Source organism: Pseudomonas agronomica, assembly GCF_025917275.1.
GTDB classification, from domain to species: Bacteria; Pseudomonadota; Gammaproteobacteria; order Pseudomonadales; family Pseudomonadaceae; genus Aquipseudomonas; species Aquipseudomonas agronomica.
On sequence record NZ_JAOSHO010000502.1, the window covers coordinates 1 to 3,562 of the forward strand.

A 3,562-nucleotide genomic window follows, 5' to 3' on the forward strand; every position below is an offset into this window, starting at 1 on the left:
ACCGCGCGATGGTCATCCGTTGTTCAGCGGTTTCGTGAAAGCCGCGTTGGCTCAACACCAGAAAAAGGCATAAGACGATGGCCCAGAAGATCATTCGCGTCGGCGACATCGAGATTGCCAACGACAAGCCGATGGTGCTGTTCGGCGGCATGAACGTGCTGGAAAGCCGCGACATGGCGATGCAGGTCTGCGAGGAATACGTGAAGGTCACCCAGAAACTGGGCATTCCTTACGTCTTCAAGGCCAGCTTCGACAAGGCCAACCGTTCGTCGGTGACCTCTTACCGTGGCCCGGGCCTGGAAGAAGGCATGCGGATCTTCCAGGACATCAAGCAAGCCTTTGGCGTGCCGATCATCACCGACGTCCACGAGCCTGACCAGGCCGCGGTGGTCGCCGAGGTCTGCGACATCATCCAGCTGCCGGCCTTCCTGTCGCGCCAGACTGACCTGGTTGTCGCGATGGCCAAGACCGGTGCGGTGATCAACATCAAGAAAGCCCAGTTCCTGGCGCCTCAGGAAATGAAACACATCCTGAGCAAGTGCGAAGAGGCCGGCAACGATCAGTTGATCCTCTGCGAGCGCGGCTCCAGCTTTGGCTACAACAACCTGGTAGTGGACATGCTCGGCTTCGGCATCATGAAGCAGTTCGAGTACCCGGTGTTCTTCGACGTGACCCACGCGCTGCAAATGCCCGGTGGTCGTTCCGACTCCGCCGGTGGTCGTCGTGCCCAGGTCACCGACCTGGCCAAGGCCGGCATGAGCCAGTCCCTGGCTGGCCTGTTCCTTGAGGCCCACCCTGATCCGGACAACGCCAAGTGCGACGGCCCTTGCGCCTTGCGCTTGAACAAGCTGGAACCTTTCCTGTCTCAGCTCAAGTCGCTGGATGAGCTGGTCAAGGGTTTTCCGACGATAGAAACCGCGTAACACGGTTTTCTCCGGTAAAGTACCGCTCGATAAACGCTCTGGCCTGCGGGCCGGGCGTTGTCGTCGGCGAGCCTGCCCGCTGCTCGATCCCCGCCGACGGTAAAAGATTTCCTCTCGCTGCGTCGTTTTCGTCAACTTTGGAGTGTTTACAACAATGGCAAAAATCGTCGACATCAAAGGTCGTGAAGTTCTCGACTCCCGTGGCAACCCCACTGTCGAAGCGGACGTGCTTCTCGACAACGGCATCATCGGCAGCGCCTGCGCGCCGTCCGGTGCTTCCACTGGCTCGCGCGAAGCGCTGGAGCTGCGTGATGGCGACAAGAGCCGTTACCTGGGCAAGGGCGTGCTGAAAGCCGTCGCCAACATCAACGGTCCGATCCGCGACCTGTTGCTGGGCAAGGACCCTGCCGACCAGAAAGCCCTCGATCACGCCATGATCAAGCTCGACGGTACCGAAAACAAAGCCACCCTGGGCGCCAACGCGATCCTCGCCGTGTCCCTGGCCGCTGCCAAGGCCGCTGCCCAGGACCAGGACCTGCCGCTGTACGCACACATCGCCAACCTCAACGGTACGCCGGGTGTCTACTCGATGCCGGTGCCGATGATGAACATCATCAACGGCGGCGAGCATGCCGATAACAACGTCGACATCCAGGAATTCATGGTGCAGCCGGTTGGCGCCAAGTCCTTCTCCGAAGGCCTGCGCATGGGCACCGAGATTTTCCATCACCTCAAGGCCGTGCTCAAAGCCCGAGGCCTGAGCACCGCCGTTGGCGACGAAGGCGGTTTCGCACCGAACCTGGCGTCCAACGAAGATGCACTGAAAGTAATCTCCGAAGCCGTGGCCAACGCTGGCTACAAGCTGGGCACCGACGTGACCCTCGCCCTGGACTGCGCCGCCAGTGAGTTCTTCGAAGACGGCAAGTACAACCTGTCTGGCGAAGGCCAGGTGTTCACCGCCGAAGGTTTCGCCGATTACCTCAAGGGCCTGACCGAACGCTACCCGATCATCTCCATCGAAGACGGCCTGGACGAGTCCGACTGGGCGGGCTGGAAAATCCTCACCGACAAGATCGGCGAGAAAACCCAGCTGGTGGGCGACGACCTGTTCGTGACCAACACCAAGATCCTGAAAGAAGGCATCGACAAGAAAATCGCCAACTCGATCCTGATCAAGTTCAACCAGATCGGCACCCTGACCGAAACCCTGGAAGCCATCCAGATGGCCAAGGCTGCCGGCTATACTGCCGTGATCTCCCACCGCTCCGGCGAAACCGAAGATTCGACCATTGCCGACCTGGCCGTGGGCACTGCGGCGGGCCAGATCAAGACTGGTTCGCTGTGCCGCTCCGACCGCGTTTCCAAGTACAACCAACTGCTGCGCATCGAAGAGCAGTTGAACGGTAAGGCCAAGTACAACGGTCGCGCCGAGTTTCGCGGCTAAGCTGTAAATGGTAAAAAGACAGCGGATTGCGTCGCAAAGGTCGCCAAGGTGGCGGTTTTGCCTCTAATCTGATGCCTTATCAAGCACAAGCCTGGGTCTTCCAGGCTTCGTGCTATCAGACGCTTCAAAGTTTGCACGGCGGTCTTTTTTCACTGGATACCTGATATTCGATGCGCAGTCCCAATTGGTTGTTTCTCGTGTTGCTCTTGTTGCTGGCTGGCCTGCAGTACCGCCTTTGGGTGGGTAATGGCAGCCTGGCGCAAGTGGCCGAGCTGACTCAGCAAATTGCCGACCAGCACGCCGAAAACGAGGCTTTGCTGGAGCGTAACCGAGTGATGGACGCCGAAGTGATGGAGTTGAAGAAAGGCATGGAAACCGTTGAAGAGCGGGCTCGCCATGAACTGGGCATGGTGAAAGAAGGCGAAACCCTCTACCAGTTGGCCCAATGAGCATTCGTCCACCGGCCTTCTGGGCCGTGATTCCTGCCGCGGGCATTGGTGCCCGTATGGCCGCGGACCGCCCCAAGCAATATCTGCAATTGGGCGGACGCACAATTCTCGAACACAGCCTTGGCTGTTTCCTCGATCACCCGACCGTCAAGGGCGTGGTGGTCAGTGTTGCACCTGACGACCCCTACTGGCCTACCCTGGCCTGTGCCAGCGATCCCCGTATTCAACGGGTGGATGGCGGTGAGCAGCGTTCGGATTCTGTACTCAATGCGTTGCTGCACCTTCACGAGCAGGGCGCTGATGATTTCGACTGGGTGCTGGTACACGACGCCGCGCGGCCGAATCTGGCCCGGGACGACCTCGATACCTTGCTCCATGAGCTGGCGAACGATCCGGTCGGCGGCCTGCTGGCGGTCCCGGCGCGCGACACCCTCAAGCGCGTCGACAAGCATGGCCGTGTGTTGGAAACCATTGATCGCAGCGTGATCTGGCAAGCCTATACGCCGCAGATGTTCCGCCTCGGCGCCTTGCATCGGGCCCTGGCCGATAGCCTGGTGGCTGACGCAGTGATCACCGACGAAGCATCCGCCATGGAATGGGCAGGGCAGGCGCCTCGGTTGATCGAAGGGCGGGCGGATAACATCAAGGTGACCCGGCCGGAAGACCTGGAGTGGTTGCGCCAGCGGTGGGCGAATCGGCATTAAGCTAGATCTGTTTCCTCATTGGATCGTCATCGTCTAGGCCGG

The 3,562-nt window shown here is 60.0% G+C and carries 4 protein-coding genes; all 4 read left to right on the plus strand.

Annotated elements, in window-relative coordinates; all coding sequences use genetic code 11:
- Nucleotides 1–77: 77 nt before the first annotated feature.
- On the plus strand, nt 78–923 hold the full coding sequence (gene kdsA, locus OC610_RS23445; RefSeq protein WP_030139476.1) for a 3-deoxy-8-phosphooctulonate synthase: 846 nt from the start codon (nt 78–80) through the stop codon (nt 921–923).
- 154 nt (nt 924–1,077) lie between these two features.
- Entirely contained in the window at nt 1,078–2,367 is a 1,290-nt protein-coding gene (gene eno, locus OC610_RS23450) for a phosphopyruvate hydratase (protein ID WP_047227578.1), read from the plus strand.
- 170 nt (nt 2,368–2,537) lie between these two features.
- Nucleotides 2,538–2,816: a cell division protein FtsB gene (gene ftsB / locus OC610_RS23455; protein WP_030139474.1), complete on the plus strand. Its 279-nt coding sequence runs from the start codon at nt 2,538–2,540 to the stop codon at nt 2,814–2,816.
- The gene (gene ispD / locus OC610_RS23460; RefSeq protein WP_264431222.1) at nt 2,813–3,520 is read left to right on the plus strand and encodes a 2-C-methyl-D-erythritol 4-phosphate cytidylyltransferase; all 708 of its coding nucleotides are present in this window, start codon (nt 2,813–2,815) and stop codon (nt 3,518–3,520) included. The genes ftsB and ispD overlap by 4 nt, the downstream gene beginning before the upstream one ends.
- Nucleotides 3,521–3,562: the final 42 nt, after the last annotated feature.